General features: G+C 56.6%; 13 protein-coding genes and 4 pseudogenes. 9 read left to right on the top strand and 8 right to left on the bottom strand.

The genetic code is table 11. From position 1 onward, the window contains the following. Positions 1-54: 54 nt before the first annotated feature. On the bottom strand, positions 55-1302 hold the full coding sequence (locus DW082_RS06765; RefSeq protein ID WP_118457925.1) for a BT_3928 family protein: 1248 nt from the start codon (positions 1300-1302) through the stop codon (positions 55-57). A gap of 211 nt (positions 1303-1513) precedes the next feature. Here DW082_RS06765 and DW082_RS14505 point away from each other — a divergent pair, with 211 nt between their 5' ends. Continuing rightward, on the top strand, positions 1514-1693 hold the full coding sequence (locus DW082_RS14505; protein ID WP_220452647.1) for a hypothetical protein: 180 nt from the start codon (positions 1514-1516) through the stop codon (positions 1691-1693). A 21-nt stretch (positions 1694-1714) separates the two neighbouring features. Here the strand turns inward: DW082_RS14505 and DW082_RS06755 are convergent. The 7 genes and pseudogenes from DW082_RS06755 to purH form a co-directional block, all read right to left on the bottom strand. Next, a pseudogene (locus DW082_RS06755) lies at positions 1715-4287 on the bottom strand (calcium-translocating P-type ATPase, PMCA-type). Positions 4288-4306: 19 nt separating this feature from the next. Next, positions 4307-5740, bottom strand: coding sequence for a rod shape-determining protein RodA (gene rodA / locus DW082_RS06750; RefSeq protein WP_118457921.1), 1434 nt, complete (start codon positions 5738-5740; stop codon positions 4307-4309). Next, positions 5718-7541, bottom strand: a complete 1824-nt coding sequence (gene mrdA, locus DW082_RS06745; RefSeq protein WP_055203058.1) for a penicillin-binding protein 2 — start codon at positions 7539-7541, stop codon at positions 5718-5720. The genes rodA and mrdA overlap by 23 nt, the downstream gene beginning before the upstream one ends. Before the next feature lie 4 nt (positions 7542-7545). Then, a complete protein-coding gene (locus DW082_RS06740) occupies positions 7546-8061 on the bottom strand; it encodes a hypothetical protein (protein WP_055203060.1) in 516 nt (171 codons plus the stop codon). 34 nt (positions 8062-8095) lie between these two features. After that, a pseudogene (gene mreC, locus DW082_RS06735) lies at positions 8096-8958 on the bottom strand (rod shape-determining protein MreC). A 27-nt stretch (positions 8959-8985) separates the two neighbouring features. Continuing rightward, on the bottom strand, positions 8986-10005 hold the full coding sequence (locus tag DW082_RS06730; RefSeq protein ID WP_055203064.1) for a rod shape-determining protein: 1020 nt from the start codon (positions 10003-10005) through the stop codon (positions 8986-8988). Between the two features lie 31 nt (positions 10006-10036). Next, positions 10037-11556, bottom strand: a pseudogene (gene purH, locus DW082_RS06725) (bifunctional phosphoribosylaminoimidazolecarboxamide formyltransferase/IMP cyclohydrolase). 277 nt (positions 11557-11833) lie between these two features. Between purH and DW082_RS06720 the strand changes: the two are divergent. From DW082_RS06720 to pnp, 8 genes and pseudogenes are all read left to right on the top strand, one after another. Next, positions 11834-12841, top strand: a complete 1008-nt coding sequence (locus DW082_RS06720; RefSeq protein ID WP_055203583.1) for an NAD(P)H-dependent glycerol-3-phosphate dehydrogenase — start codon at positions 11834-11836, stop codon at positions 12839-12841. 32 nt (positions 12842-12873) lie between these two features. Next, entirely contained in the window at positions 12874-14217 is a 1344-nt protein-coding gene (locus tag DW082_RS06715) for a glucose-6-phosphate isomerase (RefSeq protein ID WP_101573560.1), read from the top strand. A gap of 218 nt (positions 14218-14435) precedes the next feature. Beyond that, entirely contained in the window at positions 14436-15437 is a 1002-nt protein-coding gene (locus DW082_RS06710; protein WP_055203068.1) for a class II fructose-bisphosphate aldolase, read from the top strand. A 206-nt stretch (positions 15438-15643) separates the two neighbouring features. Continuing rightward, a complete protein-coding gene (locus DW082_RS06705) occupies positions 15644-16414 on the top strand; it encodes a menaquinone biosynthetic enzyme MqnA/MqnD family protein (RefSeq protein ID WP_118457920.1) in 771 nt (256 codons plus the stop codon). 69 nt (positions 16415-16483) lie between these two features. Next, positions 16484-17434 carry a CorA family divalent cation transporter gene (locus DW082_RS06700; protein WP_055203071.1) on the top strand — a complete coding sequence of 317 codons (951 nt, stop codon included), beginning with the start codon at positions 16484-16486 and terminating at the stop codon, positions 17432-17434. A 37-nt stretch (positions 17435-17471) separates the two neighbouring features. Further along, positions 17472-18905, top strand: coding sequence for a nodulation protein NfeD (locus DW082_RS06695; protein ID WP_259335543.1), 1434 nt, complete (start codon positions 17472-17474; stop codon positions 18903-18905). 174 nt (positions 18906-19079) lie between these two features. Continuing rightward, entirely contained in the window at positions 19080-19352 is a 273-nt protein-coding gene (gene rpsO / locus DW082_RS06690) for a 30S ribosomal protein S15 (RefSeq protein ID WP_055203075.1), read from the top strand. 132 nt (positions 19353-19484) lie between these two features. Next, positions 19485-21612 (top strand): annotated as a pseudogene (gene pnp / locus DW082_RS06685) (polyribonucleotide nucleotidyltransferase). Positions 21613-21768 lie beyond the last annotated feature (156 nt).

The raw sequence follows: 21768 nt of genomic DNA, 5'->3' as shown, positions 1-21768 counted from the left end.
AGAATGTCCGCGGTTTTCGGGCCGCGGACATTCCGGATCGACTTTCGAAAAAAATTATTCTTTGACGCGTCGTGACGTATAGGCGACGTAAATGAACGCCAAGGCGGCTGCAAGGAGGCCCAGCGGCCAGATGCGGTTGTTGCGGTCGCGCCGTTCGGTGACCGTTTCGAGCGGCGTCCGGCCGTCGTAATCCCGTTCGAAATTCGGGATGTCGCGGCAGTTCCATTTGCCGAGGATCGTCCCCTCTTTCAGCAGTACGAGTCCCGCCCGGGCGCGGATCAGCATTTTCAGCGTCGTGCCGTCCATGTTGTAAACCGGGATACGACTGTCGCCGAAAGTTATTTTCCCGTCTTCGGGTAACGCCGAGGCGGTGACGCATACGACCGGGTAGTTGTATTTCACGGCATAGCGCACGGTTTGTTCGATTTGCCGGCTGCATATCGAAGACAACGGCCGGTCGATCGGGTTCAGCGCGATCAGGAAAACTTCGCGGGTCGAAGCCAGCAGCGTCGGCGCATAATTCTCGTCGGCGTTGAAAACGGAAAAGTCCTGGATTTCGCTTCGCCGCTTGCGGTTGTTTTCTACGATCCGGGTGTCGACGTATTCCCAGCGCAGCGTGTCGTACCAGGTCGTATCGGCAAGGTCGAATTCGCGTTGCTGTCCGGTCGTGCGGTCTTTATAGATCAGCGTTGTCTGCGTATCGTTGCCGTAACCTTCCAACTGCGACGGAATGTTCACGCCGATGCGGAACGGCAAAAAGTCGATCGGAGGCAGGTGGCGCAGGCTGTACAATCCGATCCCAGACGACAGCAGCCCGAAGAAAAAGATCATGCTCCATTCGACTGTCGAGGCGTAACGGTTGTGCTGTCTGAAAGGCTGTTTCCAAGCCGTGCGCCACAGGACGACGGTAAACAGCAGCAGGATTACGTTTTTGAAAAAGGTCTGCCAGTTGGTCAGTTTGACGAAGTCGCCGAAACAGCCGCAGTCGGCCACCGGGTTCCACAGGGCGAGCACGAAAGTCAGCAGCGTGAAGAATCCGAGCAGGATCGTCAACAGTGTCGTGACGCTCTTTTCCCGGATACGGAACAGCAGGCAGAATCCCAGCAGCATTTCCGAGGCGGACAGCAGGATCGAAAAGGCGTATTCGGCTCCGGACAGCCAACCCATTCCGAAGGCGTTGAAATATTCTCCGAACTTGATGGCCGTGCCCCAAGGATCGACGGCTTTGACAAACCCCGAAAAAATAAATACTCCTGCAACGATCCATCGCAGCAGTCCGGTCAGGAAAGTATGTTTTTTCATGGCGTTTGTGATTGGTTAGTTGACAAATGTATGTTTTTTAACGGTGATATGCAATTTTATACCCTTTTTCCTAATTTTGCGGAAAGGGCCGGAATTGCCGGCCGGACTAAACGGAAGCGTATGGAAAACAGGGTGGATCGGATATTGAAAAGGGTCGTTCGCTTCTGCCGACGCGCAGTGGATCGTCGACGTGGTCGGTTCGCACCACAATGTGCAAAAAACCATTGAATTGGGCTTCGAAACGTTGTTCGAAGCCGATCTGATCGTCGACCTGTTCGAAGGATATTATCCGGCAGAAGAAGCGGGCGCCTGTTACCGCAATGGGGTGCGGATCGCTTCCGGAAAATCGTGGTTCGCACGCCTGTTTCCCGGGTGCGCCGGGGTCGGATAGCTTGCCCTTCTGCGTCCCGGTCTATTTCGTTGTGTGCCTGCGGCGGGAACTCAGCGCGCGGGTCAACTCGCCGCCCCACATCACCAGCGAAGTGGCTCCGATGATAGTCAGCCAGTCGCAGCCGGAGAGCGGGACCGTGCGGAAGACGTTTCCGCCCCAGGTTACGATGATGAATTGACCGGCCAAGATTAGCAGCAGCACGCCGAAAAACGGGGCGCAGCCCCCGACCGCTTTCCAGATCGGGGTGGTTGTGCCGAATCCCTTCGCGTTGAACATGTTCCAGAATTGCAGCATGACGAATACCGTGAAGAATGCGGAGAGCTCGTAGATCGTGATTGCCGATCCGAAGTAGTACAGTATGCCGAGCAGTACGGCGACGAAAAGCAGTCCGACGCCGACGATCGAGCGCATCATCGGGCGCGAAATGATGAAGTCGCTGTTTTTGCGCGGTTTTTCGCGCATCACGCTGCGGCTCGGCGGCAGCGAAGCGAGCGCCAGCGCCGCGAAAGTGTCCATGATCAGGTTGACCCACAGCATTTGCGTGACGGTCAGCGGCAATTCGCTGCCGAAAATCGAGCCGAACAGTACGATGATGATCGCCACGAAGTTGATCGTCAGTTGGAACAGTACGAACCGCTGGATGTTGCGGTACAGCGAGCGGCCCCACATCACGGCCGTGGCGATGCTGCTGAACGAGTCGTCGAGCAGCGTGATGTCGCTGGCTTCTTTGGCTACGGAGGTTCCGGTACCCATCGACAGTCCGACCTGCGCGAAATTCAGCGCCGGCGCGTCGTTCGTGCCATCGCCGGTGACGGCCACCACTTCCCCTTTTTGTTGCAGCAGTCTTACGAGCCGCTGTTTGTCCAGCGGCCGCGCGCGCGACATGATCTTCAACGACTGTACCGTTCGAGCAGTTCCTCGTCGCTCAGCGCGGCGAATTCGGAGCCGGAGATGTGGTTGCGGTCGGTGTCTTCCGCCGTCCACAGGCCGATCTGTCGACCGATCTCTTTGGCCGTCGCCGGGGTGTCGCCGGTAACGATTTTCACGTCGATACCTGCGGACAAGCACTCTGCCACAGCGGCCGGCACGTCGTCGCGTACCGGGTCGGAGATGGCGGCGATCCCGATGAAATGCAGCGGGCAGCGTTCGAGCGCTTCGTCGCAGGTATCCACGCCGTCGCATACGGCGTAAGCGAATCCGAGCGTCCGCATCGCCATGTTCTGGTAGGCGGACAGTTGCTTTTCCACTTCGGCTTTCGCCCCGAAACCGGCGCACTTGGCCAGGATGATTTCGGGAGCGCCTTTTATGTAGAGAATGCGTTTGCCGGAAGCCGAGTCGACCAGTGTCGCCATGAATTTGCGTTCGGTGGTGAAGGTCATTTGATCGACCGTCTCCGCGGCGTCGCGCAGCGCGGCGTAGTCGGCGCTCCGGTCTTTGAGCCACAGCAGCAATGCCCCTTCGGTCGGGTTGCCGATCACTTTGCCGTTCGCGTCCAGGAAGGCGGTCGAGTTCGCGGCGATTCCTTCGCGGATCAGCGGGTCGATCCCGTCCTCGGAGAATTTGGTTTCGTAAACGCGCATTTCATTGCGGGTCAGCGTGCCGGTCTTGTCGGTGCAGATCACCGTGATCGCTCCCATCGTTTCGCTGGCGTGCATTTTCCGGACGAGGTTATTCGTACGGAGCATCCGCCGCATGTTGACCGCGAGCGACAGCGTGACGCTCATCGGCAATCCTTCCGGCACGGCCACGACGATCAGCGTGACGGCTACCATGAAGTATTGCAACACTTCGGTTGCGACGGTCAGCCAGTCGGCCGTCAACAAGTCGCCCGTCAGCATACCTTTGACGATCAGCGCTGCGAACGTGACGATCGCCAGCGAGATGCCGACGCGTCCGATCAGCTTCGACAGGCGTTGCAGTTGCAGGTTCAGCGGGGTCTCTTCATTGCTCTCGACGGTGGCTTGTTCGGCGACTTTGCCGAATTCGGTGGCGTCCCCTACGGCGGTCACTTGCATGACGCCATGGCCTTCGACCACGGTCGTTCCGCGCATGACGTGGTCGGACGGATAAGTCGATTCTTTGTCGAAATGGGCCGGGTCGGTCGTTTTGCCGATCTGCGGTTCCCCGGTCAGCGTCGATTCGTTGATCTTCAGCGACACGGCTTCCTGCAGAATTCCGTCGGCAGGCACCTCTTCGCCGCTTTCGAGCAGGACGATGTCGCCGACCACGACCTCTTTTTTCGGGATCTCGGCGACGGCTCCGTCGCGGACGGCTTTCACCGGCGTGTCGTCGTTGGTGCTGTTCAGCACGTCGAATTTCTTCATCGCGTCGTATTCGAACCAGAATGCGACGCCGGTAGCCAGGAAGATCGCGCAGAAAATGCCGATCGCTTCGGCGAATTCATTATGTATGAAACCGATCCCGAGCGACAGCACGGCCGCCACCAGCAGGATGCGGATGACCGGATCGTTGAATTTTTCGATGAACAGGCGCCACAGCGATTTGCGTTTCGGCGGGGTGAGCAGGTTGGCGCCGTATTGTTCGCGGCTTCGGATTACTTCGTCCTGCGTGAGTCCTTTCAGGGAATTCGACATGGTGTATGGCTGATTAGGGTTATGTTAACAGTTCGTGTTTGGATGCGTCCAGCTTGATCGCTACGAAGAGCAGGATCGTGAAGGCGATCAGCGACGAGCCGCCATAGCTGAAAAACGGCAACGGAATGCCGATTACCGGCATGATACCAATCGTCATGCCGATATTGATCGCTACGTGGAACAGAAAGATCGACGCCACGCAGTAGCAATAGATCCGGCCGAAGGGTTCCATCTGACGCTCGCCCATCCGGATGATCCGCAGGATCAGGACGGTGAACAGGACGACGATGACGGCGCTGCCCAGGAATCCCCACTCTTCGCCGACCGTGCAGAAGATGAAGTCGGTACTTTGTTCGGGGACGAAATTGAATTTCGTTTGCGTCCCTTCGAGAAAGCCTTTGCCGCTGAAACCGCCCGATCCGATCGCGATTTTCGACTGGTTTACGTTGTAGCCCCAGCCTTTCAGGTCGGATTCCAGGCCCAGCAGATCGAGGATTCGCTTTTGTTGGTGTATCTGTAGGTGCTGGAAAGCGTAATCGATCGTGTAGGTGAATCCGAGCGATCCGAAGAAGAGCAAGATGAACGTCAGTATATTGTGTATTTTGTACCGGTAAGCGTAGGCGACCACGGCTCCGACCGACAGCACGGCGGCGATCAAAATGGCCGTGTGCCAGCTCATGCCGATCCGCAGGACGGCGTTGAACAGCAGGTAGAGCAGGATCGAGCCGAGCGCCAGTCCGGCCAGGTAGGTGACTTTGCTTTTCCAGTTGCCGTTCGACACCCCTTCGCCGATCGCGCAGACGAGGATCAGCACGATCAGCAGCGTGACCGGTTCGAGCAGGAACGAAAAGACGAACAGCGAGATAATCATGATCAGCGCCACGTAGACCCAGCCGTTGAACCCTTCGCGGTAAAACATGAACAGGAACGAGCCGTATACGAGGGCCGAACCGGTGTCGTTCTGCAGGATTACGATCAGCACCGGCAGTCCGACGATCATGCCCGCGCGCAGTAGATCGCCCGGCTTGCGGATGTCGAACGTGTAGGAACTCATGTAACGGGCCAGCGCCAGCGCGGTGGTGAATTTCGCGAACTCGGTCGGCTGGATCGCCACCGGGCCCAGCATGATCCACGCTTTCGCGCCGTTGACCTCCTTGCCGAATAGCAGCACGCCGACCAGTACCAGGATCATGATCCAATACAGCGGGTAGGCCAGCACGTGGTAATACTTGTCGTCGATCAGCAAGATCGACACCGCGATGAATGCCGACGCCCCGATCCAGACCAGTTGCATCCCGTAACGCTGGCCGACGTCGAAGATGCTGGCATGCGCGTCGTCGTAGACGGCGGCGTAAATATTCAGCCAGCCCATCAGCACCAGCAGAACGTATGCCAGCACCGCCACCCAGTCCACGCCGCCCACGGCGAGTCTATTTTCGCTGTTGTCTCTCATAATACGGGTAGGCGATCTGTTTGTTTTTGACGTATTCCACCAGCGGCGCGCGCTGGATCGTATCGGTGAGGTAAAGCTCGGTCAGCAGGCTGGCGATCGGGGCTGCGACGGTGGCGCCGAATCCCCCGTTTTCGATGTAGACCGAGACGGCTATCTTCGGGTTGTTTCGCGGGGCGAAGCAAAAGAATGTGCTGTTGTCGGCCCCGTGCGGATTCTGAGCCGTACCGGTCTTGCCGCAGATATCCAGGCCCGGCACCATCGCGATCCGGCCCGTTCCGCCGCCGTTGACCGCTTGGTACATCCCTTCGACGATCGGTTCGAACCAGCGGGCGTCCACCCGGGTGGTGTGGTTGACGTAGAACCGCGCGTCGATCGAGTCGCGGTCGTGTATCCGCTTGACCACGTGCGGAGTGCGGTAATGGCCCCGGTTGGCGACCGTAGCCACCATGTTGGCCATCTGCAACGGGGTGCAGCCCAGCTCGCCCTGCCCGATCGACAGCGAGATCACGGTGAGTCCGTTCCATCGGCCCCGGTAGGCCTTGTCGTAAAATTCGGAGGAGGGGACGTTCCCGTTCAGTTCGCCGGTAAAGTCCGTTCCGAGTTTGCGGCCGTACCCGAAACTGCGAACATAGTCCGCCCACACGCCGAAACCTTCCTCGATGTTTTTGTATTTTTTGTTTTCGATGATATTCCGGAAAACGTAGCAGAAGTAGGCGTTGCAGGAGTTCGCGATGGCTGCCTCCAGGTCGAGCGGCGATCCGTGCGCGTGGCATTTGACGCCGCGCCCGTACGGGTATCCTCCGTGACAGGGATAGGTTTGCGACGGCGACAGCACGCCCTCCTGCATTCCAATGAGTCCCTGGATCACTTTGAACGTTGAACCGGGGGGGTAGAACGACATGACCGCGCGGTTGTAAAGCGGCCGCCGCGGGTCATTGAGCAGTTTCATGTAGTTGTTGCCGCGATCGCGGCCCACCAGTTCGTCCGGGTCGTAGGTCGGACTGTTGGCCATCACGAGGATTTCGCCCGTTTCCGGCTCGATCGCGACGACGCTGCCCACTTTGCCTTCCATCAACTCTTCGGCCAGCGCTTGCAGCCGCGCGTCGATCGTACAGGTGATCGCCACGCCCGGAGACGGCAGCGTGTCGTAAATACCGTTCGCATAGGAGCCTTTCGGGATACCGTGCACGTCCACCATTTCGATTTTCACTCCTTTCTCTCCGCGCAGCACTTCTTCGTAGGCCTGTTCGATGCCGCTGCGCCCGATGTAGTCGCCGCTGCGGTAGTACGGGTCGCGTTCCAGGATCCGGTCGTCCACTTCGCCGACGTATCCCAGCAGGTTGCCCGCCATTTTAGTCGGGTACGACCGGACGGTGCGGTAAACGGTGAAGAATCCGGGGAATTGGTGCTCTTCGAGGCGCAGTTTGGTCTCTTTGGGCAACTGTTTGACGATGACCGACGCCCTACGGCGCGAGAAATTGGACGCTTTGATCAGCTCCTTGCGGATCTGTTCGACCGGTACGCCCAGGATGCGGCTCATCAGCGCGGTGTCGAACGGCCGCACTTCGCGCGGGGTCGCCATCAGGTCGTAAGCCTCTTTGCTCTGTACCAGGAAGCGTCCGTTTCGGTCGTAAACTTCGCCCCGGGGCGGGTACTGCACCATGTAGCGCAGGACGTTGTTGTCTGCATTCGTCTTGTAGCTGCCGTCGAGCACCTGGATATAGAACAACCGCAGCAGGACGATCGCCGCGATGACGATGACGACTCCCTGTAAGGTTTTGATTCGGCGGGGGGTATCCACGGCGTTACGGTTTTTGACGGTTGACCGAGAACAGGCGTTGGCAGAAATACACCAGCAGCAGCGTAACCGCCGAACTCAGGAGGATCCGCAGCAGCGTAAGGTAGAAGAAGTGCAGCGACAGCGTTTCGAAAATAAAGAATACCGTGCTGTGCAGCAGCACCATGAAGGAGGCGTATTTGATGAATTTTTTGATCCCGAGCCGGTTGACGTTCGGAATTCCGCCGTCCTTCACCTCGTCTTTGCCGGCCAGCAGGTTCAGCAGCGTCGGGCGGCAGAATGCGACGAACAGCGTGGCGATCGTGTTGATTCCGGCCGTTCCCATGAAAACGTCCATCGTGACGCCCATCAACAGTCCGAGCGTCAGCAACAGCAGCGGCGCGATCTCCATCGGCAGCAGGATGATAAAGGCGACGTAGGCCAGCGGATGAATGTAGACGCTGACCCCGATCCGGCTGAACAGGAAAACCTGCAACAGGGCCATTACCACGAATAGGATCGTATATTCCAGCGTTCTGTACATCGTTTCTTCGTCGTTTGCAGTGTGTTTGGCCGCTCTATTGCACAGCGGCCGAAGTCATCGAAACGTCGTTTTCCAGCGTTTCGCGCTCTTCGGCGTCCAGGTATTTGATCACCACTACGTTGTTCAGTGCGGCGATGTCGGTATGCAGTTTTACCCGGACGTCGTAATAGGTCGCGTTGTTCAGTTCGAAGTCCGCCACCGTGCCGATCATGAGCCCCGGCGGAAACCGTGACGAGTGCGAGGTCGTCACGATCGTGTCGCGACATGGATCTGCGCGTATTTTGCGATTTCGGTCAGCATGACGTATTCGTAACTCGCGCCGTCCCACGAAACCGATCCGAAATAGTCGGTTCCTTTGATCTTTCCGCTCGTTTTGAAGCCGCGGTTCAGCACCGACATACACACGGCGAAATGATCCGAACAGTTCATTACGTAACCCGCGATGCCCCTGTCGGCCACGACCGCCATATCGGGCTGCAAGCCGTCTTCGACGCCGCGGTTCAGCGTGATGTAGTTCTCCTGCCGGATGATCGAGTTGTTGATGACCCGAGCCGGGAAGTAAGCGAACTGCCGTCGGCCGGCGACAGAATCTTCGGTGAAAAGCAGCGAGTCCGGCGGTACGGCCGGATCGCTGCCGTCGCGCCGCAAACCGTCGAGTTCGTTTTCCAGCAGCGCTACCCGGGCAGTCAGCGCTGCATTCTCCTTTTTCAGGTGCAGGTAGCTGTTCAGTCCCGATATCTGCGAATAGATACCGCCTACAACATAGTTGGAGGCGGTAATCAGCTTCGCTTTCGTGTAGCTGGTGCTGTTTGCGTAATAGTGTATCGCAAACGCTTCGAGAATGATGAAGATCAATACGAAATGGATCTTCTTGATGAACAGGAAAAACTTGATCATTCTCTTGCGGCGGTTCGTGTTAAAGGGTTATCGCATCAAGAACGAAAAACGTCCGATGTTCTTCAGCGCAATGCCCGTGCCCCGCGCTACGGCGCGCAGCGGGTCTTCGGCGATGTGGAACGGGATATTGGTTTTCTCGGACAGCCTCCGGTCGAGCCCTTTGAGCAACGCTCCGCCGCCGGCGAGGTAAATCCCGTTTCGGGCGATGTCGGCATACAATTCGGGCGGAACCATTTCGAGTACCTTCATAATTGCCGCGTCGATTTTGACGAGCGATTTTTCGAGCGCGTAGGCCATTTCGCTGTACGAGACGCTCAGTACCGACGGCAACGACGTCAGGATGTTCGGCCCCGTCACTTCGAAGTCTTCAGGCTCTTCCTCCAATTCCGACAGCGCGGCTCCGACGGCGATCTTGATGTCCTCGGCCGTCCGCTCGCCGATGCGCATGTTGTGCTGCTGACGGATATAGGTCTGTATGTCTTCTGTAAAGACGTCTCCGGCAACGTTGATACTCTCGCTGCAGACGATTCCTCCGAGCGAGATGCAAGCGATTTCGGTCGTACCGCCTCCGATGTCGACTACCATGTTGCCTTCGGGGGCTTCGACGTCGAGTCCGGCGCCGAGCGCGGCGGCCATCGGTTCGTAGATCATATACACTTCGCGGCCGCCGGCGTGTTCGGCCGAATCGCGCACGGCCCGGATCTCCACGTTGGTCGAGCCGGACGGGATGCAGATCACCATTTTCAGCGACGGACTGAACAGCCGTCCGTTGCTCTTGACCATTTTGATCAGACCGCGCAGCATAATCTCCGCGGCGTTGAAATCGGCGATCACGCCGTCTTTCAACGGGCGTACCGTCTTGATATTCTGATGGGTTTTGCCGTGCATCTGGCGCGCTTTTTTGCCGATCGCCATCGCCTTGCCGGTATGCTGGTCGAGCGCCACGATCGACGGCTCGTCCACGACGATTTTCCCGTTGCTGATTATGATCGTGTTGGCCGTGCCGAGGTCGATGGCCAACTCCTGTGTCAATGAAAATAAGCCCATAATCGTTAGGTCTTTATAGTGAGAGGGTTTGTTAGTGCTTGAAATGTCTGAGACCGGTGAACAACATTGCCATGCCGTTCGCGTTGCAGTAGTCGATGCTCTCCTGGTCGCGTACCGAGCCGCCCGGCTGAATCACGGCGTCGATGCCCTCCTTGTGGGCGATTTCGACGCAGTCGCCGAACGGGAAGAACGCATCCGACGCCATCACGGCCCCCGTCAGGTCGAACCCGAAACTTTTGGCTTTCGCGATGGCCTGTTTCAGCGCATCCACGCGCGAGGTTTGGCCGATGCCGCTGGCGATCAGCATACCGGCCTTGGCCAGTACGATCGCGTTGCTCTTGGAATGTTTTACGATCTTGTTCGCGAAGATCAAGTCTTTGAGCTGTTCGGGCGCGGCCTGTTTCTCGGTCGCGTAGCGCGGTTCGCCGTCTACGCCTCCGACTTTCAGGTCGCGATCCTGCACCGCTACGCCGTTCAGCAGCGAACGGAACTGTTTCGGACAGCGCGTCGTATCTTTCAGCCGCAGAATGATGCGGTTTTTCTTGCATTCCAGGACGGCGAGCGCCTCGTCGGTGTACGAGGGCGCCAGGATCACTTCGAAGAAAAGCTTGTTGATCTCTTCGGCGGTCGTCGCATCCACTTCGCGGTTACAGATCAGCACGCCGCCGAAAGCCGAAACCGGGTCGCCGGCCAGCGCGTCTTTCCACGCTTCGGACAGCGTCGGGCGCGTCGCCACGCCGCAGGCGTTGTTGTGTTTCATGATTACGAGGTCGGTTCGTCGAACTCTTCGATCAGGTTGATCGCCGCGTCGATGTCGAGCATGTTGTTGTACGAGATGTCCTTGCCGTGCAGTTTGTCGAACAGTCGTTCGAGGTCGCCGTAGAAGACGGCCGACTGGTGGGGATTCTCCCCGTAGCGCAGCGGCGTTCCGCCGTTGAAACTCAGCTTGAACGAGCCGATCTGTTCTTGGCGGTTGAAATAGTTGAAGATGGCCGAATCGTAGTGCGAGCTGACGTCGAACGCATAGGCTGCGAAACGACGGCGCTGTTCGAGCGTCGTAGCGCATTGTTGGGCGGTAATGATTTCGTAGAATTCGGCGTATTGGTCGACCGACGGTACGATCACCACGTCCTTGAAGTTTTTCGCTGCGGCGCGGATCAGCGAGATGCCCCCGATGTCGATTTTTTCGATCACGGCCTGCTCTTCGGCCCCCGAAGCGACGGTTTGTTCGAAGGGATAGAGGTCGACGATCACCGCGTCGATTTCCGGGATCTCGTATTGAGCGGTCTGTTCGGCGTCCTGCGGATTGTCGCGGCGGGAGAGGATCCCTCCGAAAACTTTCGGATGGAGCGTTTTCACGCGTCCGCCGAGGATCGACGGATACCCCGTCAGGCTCTCGACCGACACGGCTTTCAGACCGAGTCCCTCGATGAACGAAAGGGTTCCGCCGGTCGAATAGATCGTTACGCCGTCCTCCGCTAATTTTCTGACAATCTGTTCCAGGCCGTCTTTGTAGTAGACCGAAATAAGTGCTCCTTTTATCTTTTTCACCGTCTTGTATGGTTTAGTATTTATCAATCGTACAAAGATACAAAAAAAGAGTTTACAGCTTGAGTTTATACTTCAAAAAATGGATTGTGTCTCTTTTTTTTGTTTCCGGCCGTTTTGCCGGTGCGGCGGACGGTCCGTAAAATGAAGTTTTTGGTCGCCGGGCGGTGGCGTTGCGGTTCCGGGTGCGATTTATGCGGCTGTTTCCGGATAAAACGGCTCCGGAATAGCGAAAATTTTAAATAATTTGTAAATTTGTGGTTTGAAAGCGAATAAAATCATGGCGTACAACATCGATCGGAACGCGCGGTGTGCGGTGGTCGGTCACGGCAGTTGGGCTACGGCTCTGGTCAAGATACTTCTCGAAAACGAACGGAACGTCGGCTGGTACATCCGCAACCGGGATGTCCTGGAGCATGTGCGTAAGCACGGGACCAACCCGCGCTACCTGCGGGACGTCCGTTTCGATCCGGGGAGCCTGCACCTGTCGGACAGTCTCGACGAGGTGGCGCGCGATGCGGAGATCGTCGTGCTGGCAGCTCCGTCCGTTTACCTGAAAACGACGCTCGAACCCCTGACCGAACCGCTCGGCGATAAATTCATCGTCTCTGCGATCAAAGGCATCGTTCCCGACGATCTGATCACGGTGGCCGAGTACGTCAACCGCCGGTACGACGTTCCGTTCGATCAGATCGGGATCGTGTCCGGCCCGTGCCATGCCGAAGAGGTGGCGCTCGAACGGCTCTCCTACCTGACGGTCGTTTGCAAGACGCTCGAAAACTCGCGCATCCTGGGCGATAAAATTCGGACCGATTATATAAACGTCGGTCATTCGACCGACATATACGGCATAGAATATGCTTCCGTGCTGAAAAATATTTATGCGATTGCGGTCGGGATCGCGGTCGGCCTCGGTTACGGGGATAATTTTCTGGCCGTGCTGATTTCGAACGGGGCGATGGAGATGTCGCGTTTCATGTCGCAGACTTATCCCAGCAACCGGAATACGTTCGCATCGGCTTATCTGGGCGACCTGTTGGTTACTTCCTATTCGCAGTTCAGTCGCAACCGTCGGTTCGGACTGATGATCGGCAAGGGCTATTCGGTGCATTCGGCGCAGATGGAGATGAGCATGGTGGCCGAAGGGTATTACGCGGCCGAATGCATTATGAAAATCAACCGGCAGCGCGGCGTGGATATGCCGATTGCGCGGATGGTGTACGACGTTCTCTATGACGGCGCTTCGCCGTCGGTCTCGGTCGGCCGGTTGACCGGACGGCTGCTGTAAAGGCATGTAAAATCCATCAAAACATAATTATCATGAGTATTATTAAAGTTTCTATCGACAAAATCTACGGGATTCTCGAACCCGTGGATCTCGAATTGATAAAAGAACGGGTCGAAGTGTCGAACCGCATGTTGTCCGACGGCAGCGGCGACGGGAACGATTTTCTGGGGTGGGTGGACCTGCCCGAGCAGATTACCCCCGCCCAACTGGACGCCGTTAACGATTGCGCGAAATCGCTGGCTTCGCTGGCCGAAGTGATCGTGGTGATCGGGATCGGGGGCTCTTACCTCGGGGCGAAAGCCGTGCTGGAAGCCATGAGCGATCCGTTCCAACTGCTGCACAAGAAACAGGATAAGCCGATCGTGCTGTTCGCCGGGCAGAATCTCAGCGAGGACTATCTGTATGAGCTGCTGGCCGCTACGAAGCCGTACAAGCTGGCTGCCATCGTGATCTCCAAGTCCGGGACGACGACCGAGCCGGCCGTTGCTTTCCGGATCGTCAAAGAGGAGATCGAGACCCGTTATGGCAAAGCGGAAGCCGCCAAACGGATCGTTGCCGTGACCGATGCCAAACGCGGCGCACTGCGGACGCTGGCCACGCAGGAGGGCTACGCTACGTTCGTGATTCCGGACGACATCGGCGGACGCTATTCGGTGCTGACGCCGGTCGGCTTGCTGCCGCTGGCCGTTGCCGGAATCAACATCGGCGAATTGGTGCGCGGCGCGCAGGATATGGCGAAAATGACGGCTGCCGACGTTCCGTTCGACGAAAATCCGGCCGTTCAGTATGCGGCTGCGCGGAACGCGTTGTACAAAAAGGGGTATAAGATCGAGATACTGGCCAGCTACGATCCGAGGCTCCAGTACGTGTCCGAATGGTGGAAGCAGCTTTACGGGGAGAGCGAAGGGAAAGAAGGCAAAGGTATCTTCCCGGCCAGCGTGACGCTGACCGCCGACCTGCACTCGATGGGACAGTATATCCAACAGGGCGAACGCACGCTGATAGAGACGGTTATCAGCGTCGAAAAGCCGCGGCACAGTCTGAAGATCGATTCCGATCCGGATAACCTGGACGGACTGAACTACCTGGCCGGCAAACGGATCGGCGAAGTGAATCTGATGGCCGAGATGGGGACGATGCTGGCCCACGTGGACGGCGGCGTGCCGAATATCCGGATCGAAATTCCCGAGTTGAACGAGTACTACCTCGGCGCCCTGCTCTACTTCTTCGAAAAATCATGCGGTATCAGCGGTTATACGTTGGGCGTCAATCCGTTCGATCAGCCGGGCGTGGAGGCGTACAAGAAGAATATGTTCGCGCTGCTCGGCAAGCCGGGTTACGAGGACGAGGGCAAATTGCTGCGTGCCCGGTTGTAAGTCCGCTGCGGATTCGGCGAACGGGAATTTTAAATTTTTTTACGAAACTCGTCGGATTGCGCCGGAAAATGATTAAATTTGAAACCCGGATCGGACGGAATCGACCGGGAAAGCGTCCGGATGCGATTGCGCCGGACGGACGGTCGGCGCAACGACGTTGCGAGGCGGCCGCCGTAAACGGAGAATTTCCGAATTTGTTAACCTAAAAATAAGTTGTCATGGTAAATTACAAAGATTTGGGTCTTGTGAACACGAGAGAGATGTTTAAAAAGGCCATCGAGGGCAAATACGCCATCGCTGCATTCAACTTCAACAACATGGAGCAGATGCAGGCCATTATTCAGGCTACCGTCGAAACGAAATCGCCGGTGATCCTGCAGGTGTCGAGCGGTGCCCGTAAGTATGCCAATCAGACCCTGCTTCGTTATATGGCTCAGGGTGCGGTGGAATATGCCAAGGAACTGGGTTGCGCTCATCCGCAGATCGTGCTGCACCTCGACCACGGCGATTCGTTCGAACTCTGCAAGTCGTGCATCGACATGGGTTTCTCGTCGGTGATGATCGACGGTTCGCACCTGCCCTACGAAGAGAATATCGCGCTGACCAAAAAAGTGGTCGACTATGCGCACCAGTTCGACGTGACCGTCGAAGGCGAGCTCGGCGTACTGGCCGGTATCGAGGACGACGTGAAGGCCGAACACCACACCTACACCGAACCCGACCAGGTAGTCGATTTCGTATCGCGTACCGGCGTCGATTCGCTGGCTATCTCGATCGGAACGTCGCACGGCGCCAATAAATTTACGCCGGAGCAGTGCACCCGCGACGCCAACGGCGTTCTGGTTCCGCCCCCGTTGCGTTTCGATATTCTTCAGGAGATCGAAAAGCGCATTCCTGGCTTCCCGATCGTGTTGCACGGATCTTCGTCGGTTCCGCAGGATCTGGTCGCCGTTATCAACAAATACGGCGGCGCGCTGAAAGATGCGATCGGTATTCCCGAAGAACAGCTCCGCAAGGCTGCCGAAAGCGCCGTTTGCAAGATCAACATCGACTCCGACGGCCGTCTGGCGATGACCGCTGCCGTTCGTGAAGTGCTGGCTACCAAGCCGGCCGAGTTTGACCCGCGCAAATACCTGGGCCCGGCCCGCGAAAGCCTGAAAAAATTGTACGAACACAAACTGATTAATGTACTGGGATCGGCCGGCAAAGTTCAATGCTAACCGTCCGTCCGTTTCGACCCCGAGACGCGTCCATTGCGGACGGCGTCTCTTTTTTTTGTCGCCGCGCCTTGTACATTGCCGTTTTTTGGTTACCTTCGCGTCACGGGAAAGTGGTTTGTCACCGAGAAAGCACTCTGCCAACAGCCTGACCCGCATCCGTTTGAAGGCGGTGCGGATATTGTTCAACGAATTTTGAAGCTGTATGGATGATGATGCGGAACCGAATAGTTGCGGTATCTTACCTCAATACCATACCTTTTATATATGGTATCGAGCATGCGGGAATTGACCTGTATGCCGATCTTTTGCTCTCCCCGCCCCGGGGATGCGCTTCCCTGTTGCGCGACGGCGGCGCGGAAATCGCGCTGATTCCCGTAGCGGCCGTCCCGTCGATTCCCGATATCCGCATCGTTACGCCGTTCTGCATCGGTGCGAGCCGTTCGGTTCGCACGGTGGTGTTGGCGGCTGATTCTCCGCTGGATCGGCTCGATACGATTTATCTCGACAGCCATTCGCTGACTTCGGTGAGATTGGTGCGCATCCTCGCGTCGAAGTTGTGGGGGATCCGTCCCGAATGGAAAGAACTGAAAGATTTCTCTGCACTGAACGCTCCGCAGCCGCGGACGGGGTATCTGATCATCGGCGACAAGGTGTTCGACCATGAGGAAAAGTTCCGGTATCGTTACGATCTGGCCGACGCATGGCGTGAAATGACGGGGCTTCCTTTCGCTTTCGCGGCGTGGGTGGCGCGTTCCGGCGTGGACGACCGGACCGTCGAACGGCTCGCCGAGGCGCTCGATTACGGCGTCCGGCACATTCCCGAAGCGATCGCTTGTTACGGTTACGGCGACAGAAGTTATGCTTACGATTACCTGACGCGGAATATCGATTTTGTTTTTGATGAGCAGAAGCGCCGTGCGACGGCGCTTTACTGGCAGGAGGGCAGGAAGATCGACCCTCCGATCAATCCCGGTTGAACTTCCGGTTGACGCGCCCCCGGAGGGACGGAAGCGACCCGACTATTCACCCTCTAAAGCTCAAGAACAATGATTACTATTTACCTGAAGCAATATAACAAAATCGTTCGCAACGCGGACGTCAGGCTTTTCGACGATCTCGGTTACGACGATATTTTGTGGATCGACCTGCTTTCTCCGACGATCAAAGAGCAGAAAGCCGTGGAGAACTTTTTGGAGATCAACCTACAGACGCGTCAGCAGGTCGAGGAGATCGAGAGTTCGTCCAAATATTCGGAAACCGAGAATGCGATCATCTGCAATTCGAACTTTTTCATTCCGAATCCCGAGGCGTTCAGTATCGAGCCCGTTTCGTTCATCATTACCGAAGGCGTGTTGGTGTCGGTGCGCACCAGCGAATTCAGGACGTTTACCGAAAGCGCGAAACGGCTGCAGATGAACTACCGGGCCTACTCGACCGGCTACCACCTGCTGATCTCGATCCTCGAGGTGCGGATCGATTTCGATGCCGACCTGGTCGAAGCCCTGGCCAAAAACATCGCCACGCTGAGCAAAAACATGAACCTCAGCGAACATATCGACAAGGAAACCCTCAAGCAGATCAGCCACATGCAGGAGAATACGATGTTGATCCGCGAAAACATCTTCGACCGGCAGCGTATCCTGTCGGGCATCCTGCGCAGCGAACGTTTCCCGAACGACATCTATCCGAAGCTGCAACTGATGATCAAGGACGTCAATTCGCTGATCAATCATGCCGATTTCAGTTCCGAACGGCTCGACTACATGCAGGATACCGCGCTCGGTCTGATTAATATCGAACAGAGTAACGTGACCAAGATCTTTACCGTCGCCGCGCTGTTTTTCATGCCTCCGACGATGATCGCCAGCATCTACGGAATGAATTTCGAGAGCATCCAGGAGTTGCGCTGGCAGTACGGCTATGAGTTCGCGCTGGGGCTGATGGTGCTCGTGTCTGCGCTTACGTACCTGTTTTTCCGGTGGAAGAAATGGCTTTAGGAGTGTCCGAAATATGAACTTTACAGTCTTCATGCCTATGAGAACAAACCGGATGAAATACGTCGGGATCGTTTTGGCGCTGTTGCTCGGGACGTTTTCCGGGCGCGCGGCCGATTCTACGGGGCGGAAGTTGGTCTATACCTTCCCGATCCGCGAAGACATCATGCCGTCGGTCGAACGGCTGACCGGGAAATGCCTCGCGCAGGCGGACGAGATGGGAGCCGACCTGGTGGTTATCCAAATGAATACGTACGGCGGAGTCGTCGCGGCGGCCGATTCGATCCGCACGATGCTGCTCAATTCCCGGATTCCGGTATGGGTGTGGATCGACAACCAGGCCGCTTCGGCCGGCGCGTTGATCGCGCTGGCGGCCGATCGCATTTACATTCGTCCGGGCGGCAATATCGGCGCCGCGTCGGTGGTCGATCAGCAGGGGCGGCCGATGCCGGACAAGTACCAGAGTTTCATGCGCGCGACAATGCGGTCGACGGCCGAAGCCCACGGCAAGGTCGTGGAGCGGGTAGACGGAACGGATACCGTCTGGCGCTGGCGGCGCGATCCGGCGATCGCCGAAGCGATGGTCGGGACGACCGCCGGGGACAGTACGACGGTCGGCGTCCTGACGCTGACGGCCGACGAGGCCCTCGCCCGGCATTACAGCGAAGGCAAGGCCGTTTCGGTCGCCGAGGTGCTGTCGAATGCCGGAGTCGTCGATTATACGCTTCATGAATACAATCCGACGACACTCGACCGCGTGCTCGGCTGGTTGATGAACCCGTTCGCGCAGGGAATTTTCATCATGCTGATCGTCGGCGGGATCTACTTCGAGTTGCAGACCCCCGGAGTGGGTTTCCCGCTGGTTGCCGCCGTGCTCGGAGCCGTGCTTTATTTTTCGCCGCTTTACCTCGAGGGGATGGTGCAGAATTGGGAACCGATCCTTTTTGTCGTCGGGCTGCTGCTGATCGCCGTCGAGATTTTCGTGCTGCCGGGGTTCGGCATTGCGGGGATCGCCGGGATCGTGGCGGTTGTGACGGGGCTTGCGTTCGCCGCGATTGACAACGATGTTTTGCGGCACGTCTTTTCCGGAGAACTGTCCGCCGGGCGGATCGTCCGGCCGTTTCTGGTCGTTATCGTCGGTTCCGTCGCGGCATTCGTCGCCGCGCTTTATTTCGGCCGCCGCTTTTTGACGGGCGATTCGCGGTTGCGCAGCCGGATCGTGCTGACGACCGACCTGACTCCCGAACAGGGTTATGTCGGCCACCGGTTGCCGCAGGACGGCCTGGTCGGCCGCACCGGGACGGTCACCGCCGTTCTGCGTCCGTCCGGAAAGATCGTGCTCGACGGGATTTATTACGATGCGGTCGCCGAAAACGGACTTTTTATCGGACGGGGCGAAAAAGTGCGGGTCGTACGCGTCGGGAACGGGCAACTCTATTGCAAACAGGACTTTTCAGACCCTTCGGAATCCTGAAACGATCTTCCCTCGGTCGCCGAAAACGGATTTTCTGTAAAAAATGCGATCTTTCTTTGATTATTAGTTGGTTGCTTCGTAAAAAAACGTTAGATTTGCAGTCGCTTTGAGAAGACTCTCTTTTGAGGAAGGAGGGTAGCCAAGGCGGAATACAAACCTTTTAAATTCAAAACAATGGGTTATTTAAATGCAGACAAAAAGCAGGAGCTTTTTGCAACCTACGGAAAGTCTAATACCGACACCGGTTCTCCCGAGAGCCAGGTAGCGTTATTTTCTTACCGTATCAACCACCTCACCGAGCACCTCAAAAAAAACAAGAAAGACTTCGGTACGCAGCGCTCGCTGCTGCGTCTGGTCGGAAAACGCCGTCAGCTTCTTGATTATTTGAAAAAGGTTGATATTGAAAGATATAGAGCCGTAGTAAAAGCTCTGGAACTCAGGAAGTAATTTTCCGGGTTACCGACGGAATAGGCTGCCCTCTCGTAGGGCAGCTTTATTCTCATTAAAACGGTTCTTTTTCGGAGAGTGCGGATTGCCCGTTGAATTTAGTTTTTCATAGACACTTAGAAGGATAAAAACATGTATAATGCAACACAAAAGGTGATTTCATTGAGCGGAGGTCGCGAGATAATCATCGAAACCGGAAAATTAGCAAAACAAGCCGACGGTTCGGTTGTTGTCAAACAGGGCAACACCATGTTGCTCGCCACGGTGACGGCAGCCAAAGAGGCTAAGGACGACTGCGATTTTATGCCGCTGTCGGTCGAATACAAGGAAAAATACGCATCCTGCGGTCGTTTCCCCGGCGGGTTCCTGAAACGGGAAGGCCGTGCGTCGGATTACGAAATTCTCGTATCGCGTTTGATCGACCGCGCGCTGCGGCCGCTGTTCCCTTCCGATTTCCATGCGGAAGTATTCGTTACCGTCAACTTGATTTCCGCCGATAAAGATATCATGCCCGATGCGCTGGCCGGGCTGGCCGCGTCGGCTGCGCTGGCCGTTTCGGACGTTCCGTTCGGCGGCCCGATTTCCGAGGTGCGCGTGTCGCGGATCAACGGGGAGTTCGTGATCAATCCGACGTTCTCGCAGAACGCCGACGCCGATCTGGACATCATGGTGGGCGCTACGATCGACAACATCCTGATGGTCGAAGGCGAGATGAAAGAGGTGTCCGAAGCGGTCATGCTCGACGCCATCAAATTCGCTCATGAAGAGATCAAAAAGCACTGTGCCGCGCAGATCGAACTTTCAAAAGAGTTGGGTAAGGACGTGAAACGCACCTACTGCCACGAAAGCAACGACGAGGAATTGCGCCAACAGGTGATCGCCGCCACGTACGACAAAGCTTACGAGATCGCGAAGTCGATGACTGCGAAACACGAGCGTTCGGAGAAATTCGATGCGCTGGAAGCCGAATTCGAAGCGCAATTCAGCGAAGAATTCCTGGCGGAAAAAGGCGCATTGATCAAGCGTTATTTCCACGATGACGTGCTGAAAAAAGCGATGCGCAACATGATTCTCGACGAGGGGATACGTCTGGACGGCCGTAAGACCACCGAGATCCGTCCGATCTGGTGCGAGGTGGATTACCTGCCCGCGGCGCACGGTTCGGCTGTTTTCACGCGCGGCGAAACCCAGTCGCTGACGACTGTAACGCTCGGGACGAAACTCGATGAGAAGCAGATCGACGACGTGCTCGTGAAAGGCACCGAACAGTTCGTGCTGCATTATAACTTCCCGCCGTTCTCGACCGGCGAAGCGCGTCCCGCACGCGGCCTGTCGCGTCGCGAGATCGGCCATGGCAACCTGGCATGGCGCGCGCTGAAGCCGATGGTACCGGTGGGCGAAGAGAATCCGTACGCCGTTCGCGTCGTATCCGATATTCTGGAATCCAACGGTTCGTCCTCGATGGCTACCGTGTGTGCCGGAACGCTGGCGCTGATGGATGCCGGGGTGAAGATCAAGAAACCGGTTTCCGGGATCGCCATGGGCTGATTACCGACGCCAAAACCGGAAAATACGCCGTGCTGTCCGATATCTTGGGCGATGAAGACCACCTCGGCGACATGGACTTCAAGGTGACCGGTACCAAAGACGGTATTACCGCTACTCAGATGGACATCAAGGTGGACGGTCTTTCGTACGAAGTGCTGGCCAATGCGCTCGAACAGGCCAAACAGGGCCGTATGCACATTCTTGGCAAGATACTGAAACGATATCCGAACCGCGCGCCGAACTCAAACCGTTCGTTCCGCGGATCGAGCAGATCGTGATCCCGCAGGAATTTATCGGTGCGGTGATCGGCCCGGGAGGCAAAGTGATTCAGGAGATTCAGAAGACGACCGGCACGACGATTACGATCACCGAAAAGGACGAAAAGGGATACGTGGACATTTTCGGCGAAAACAAGGAGGCTCTCGAAGCGGCTATGGCCCGTATCAAAGGGATCGTGGCGATTCCGGAAGTCGGCGAAATTTACCGGGGAAAGATTCGTTCGATCGTCGCTTTCGGCGCATTTGTGGAGATCATGCCGGGCAAAGACGGTCTGCTGCACATCTCCGAAATCGCCAACAAACGTTTCGAAACGATGGAAGAAACCGGCCTGAAGGAGGGCGATATGATCGAAGTCAAACTGATCGGTGTTGATCCTAAAAATGGCAAGCTGAAACTTTCGAAAAAAGCTCTTTTAAAGTCTGATAAACAATAGTTTGATGACTGATATCCTACCCAGGGGAGGTATCGGGTTCAAAAATAAGTCGATTTTTTAATTGTTATTTAAAATATATTCTTATTTTTGCGGATATCAACTATGGCGTTGAGGATTAATAGATTAAAACCAGAGATAAACAATTAATTAATTTTT

Origin of the sequence: Alistipes sp. AF48-12 (assembly GCF_003477565.1) — a bacterium.
GTDB lineage: Bacteria > Bacteroidota > Bacteroidia > Bacteroidales > Rikenellaceae > Alistipes_A > Alistipes_A hominis.
Note: the sequence above shows the minus strand (reverse complement) of the source record. Positions and strands in the feature narration are given on the sequence as shown.

What these genes read in the sequence shown, in the direction of transcription:
- DW082_RS06765 (WP_118457925.1), bottom strand. Translation starts at nt 1,302, where the DNA reads ATGAAAAAACATACTTTCCTGACCGGACTGCTGCGATGGATCGTTGCA.
- rodA (WP_118457921.1), bottom strand. Translation starts at nt 5,740, where the DNA reads ATGAGAGACAACAGCGAAAATAGACTCGCCGTGGGCGGCGTGGACTGG.
- DW082_RS06740 (WP_055203060.1), bottom strand. Translation starts at nt 8,061, where the DNA reads ATGTACAGAACGCTGGAATATACGATCCTATTCGTGGTAATGGCCCTG.
- DW082_RS06730 (WP_055203064.1), bottom strand. Translation starts at nt 10,005, where the DNA reads ATGGGCTTATTTTCATTGACACAGGAGTTGGCCATCGACCTCGGCACG.
- DW082_RS06720 (WP_055203583.1), top strand. Translation starts at nt 11,834, where the DNA reads ATGGCGTACAACATCGATCGGAACGCGCGGTGTGCGGTGGTCGGTCAC.
- DW082_RS06715 (WP_101573560.1), top strand. Translation starts at nt 12,874, where the DNA reads ATGAGTATTATTAAAGTTTCTATCGACAAAATCTACGGGATTCTCGAA.
- DW082_RS06710 (WP_055203068.1), top strand. Translation starts at nt 14,436, where the DNA reads ATGGTAAATTACAAAGATTTGGGTCTTGTGAACACGAGAGAGATGTTT.
- DW082_RS06705 (WP_118457920.1), top strand. Translation starts at nt 15,644, where the DNA reads ATGATGATGCGGAACCGAATAGTTGCGGTATCTTACCTCAATACCATA.
- DW082_RS06700 (WP_055203071.1), top strand. Translation starts at nt 16,484, where the DNA reads ATGATTACTATTTACCTGAAGCAATATAACAAAATCGTTCGCAACGCG.
- DW082_RS06695 (WP_259335543.1), top strand. Translation starts at nt 17,472, where the DNA reads ATGAGAACAAACCGGATGAAATACGTCGGGATCGTTTTGGCGCTGTTG.
- rpsO (WP_055203075.1), top strand. Translation starts at nt 19,080, where the DNA reads ATGGGTTATTTAAATGCAGACAAAAAGCAGGAGCTTTTTGCAACCTAC.